Origin of the sequence: Caballeronia sp. GAWG2-1, assembly GCF_023631405.1 — a bacterium.
In the GTDB taxonomy this organism is placed as follows: Bacteria; Pseudomonadota; Gammaproteobacteria; order Burkholderiales; family Burkholderiaceae; genus Caballeronia.
This window is the reverse complement of record NZ_JALQDD010000061.1, coordinates 1-1,407: the sequence shown is the minus strand read 5'-3', so window position 1 is coordinate 1,407 and position 1,407 is coordinate 1. Positions and strand designations below refer to the sequence as shown.

Annotated in this window: 1 protein-coding gene; it reads right to left on the bottom strand. The window is 61.8% G+C overall.

All coding sequences use genetic code 11. The features are described 5' to 3' along the window. Positions 1 to 1,310: ISNCY family transposase (locus NCR98_RS33220; RefSeq protein WP_250528593.1), on the bottom strand; the 1,310-nt coding region annotated here is incomplete at its 3' end. Positions 1,311 to 1,407 lie beyond the last annotated feature (97 nt).

Sequence of the window (1,407 nt, the reverse complement as noted above, 5' to 3'; positions counted from 1 at the left end):
TCAAGCGCCTTCTTGGCCCGAACCTGTTCACCGCGATGCGTGCGTGACGGCGCATCACACGCACGACGATCGTCTCGTTTGGCTTGCAACAAGCGTGCGGCTTCGAGTGCATGCGCCAGCCGCTTGTTCTCAACTTCAGCGCCCTGATCAATCCGCGCAATACGGTCGTACTTGCCGCAGCAAAGCACCTTGCCGTCCGCCTGCACCTCGACGCAGCCATTCGGGTATTCGACCACCTCGACTTGCTGGTGAATCAAGAGGCGATTGGCGGGCGTGTCTTCCAGCAGATACATCACCCGGTCATATTGCACCGTCAGCGCGTGCGTGACCTTGCGCCAGACGCGATAGGCCAGCAGTTGTGTCAAATCGTCGTCGGCGCGCAGAGGCCGATGGGCATCATGGTCGCTACGCGGCGTCTTGCCAAAGCGCTGATTGAAATCGGCGATGAAGGAGGGCGCATAAGCGTTGGCCGCCTCCCCGGTGCTGATCCCGCGCAAGCGCAACTCCTTGACGAGCCGGTCCTGCAGGGTCAGGTTGGCGCGCTCGACACGCCCTTTGGCCTGACTCGAATTCGCGCAGAACGCCTCAATGTTCAGTTCGTACAAGGCTTGGCCGAACTGCGTCACGCCTTTACCAGCGGTCTGCGAGCGGTTCTTGACGTAGAAGACGCTAGCTTTGTCGCTGTAGAACGCCATCGGCTTGCCATGCGCTTGCAGATACTTCGACAGCGCCTCGAAATAGCTGAAGGTCGACTCGGTGGCCGTGAAATGCAGCGCCATCAGCCGACCCGTCGCATCGTCAATGAATACCAGCAGCGTGCATGCCGGCGCCCGCTCCTCGAACCAGCGGTGATCGCTACCATCGATCTGGATCAGTTCGCCCAGACACGCGCGGCGGTTGCGCGGCTGGTGAATCCGCGGCGGGCGTTGGCGGCGAGGCACCCAAAGACCCGCTGCCGTCATCAGAGAACGAATCGTCTCGACGGCCAGCGCAATGCCGTGGCATTCCCGCAGCTTCTCACACGCCAGCGTCGGACCAAAATCGGCGTAACGCTCGCAGATCAGCGCGAGCGCACGCTGCGCCACGCCGTCCGGCAACCGGTGATTACTCGTGCGAGCGCGCTTGCCGGACACCAGACCACGCGCACCGTCCGCACGGTAACGCAAGACGAGCCGCTCGATCTGCCGCACGCTCAGACGCAGCCGCTCGGCGGCACGGCCTGGCTTGAGTTGGCGTTCGGCGACTGCCTGAATAACTCTCAGTCGGTCCAGCTCGCGCATCGTCATGGTGATGGTCCCGATCGTGTTCATTGCCCGCGCTCCTGACACGCTTGTCCGGCAATGAACTTAAGCCAAAAGGCGACATCTCTACTTGGCAGAAACACGACATTTGAACTTGGGACCTACA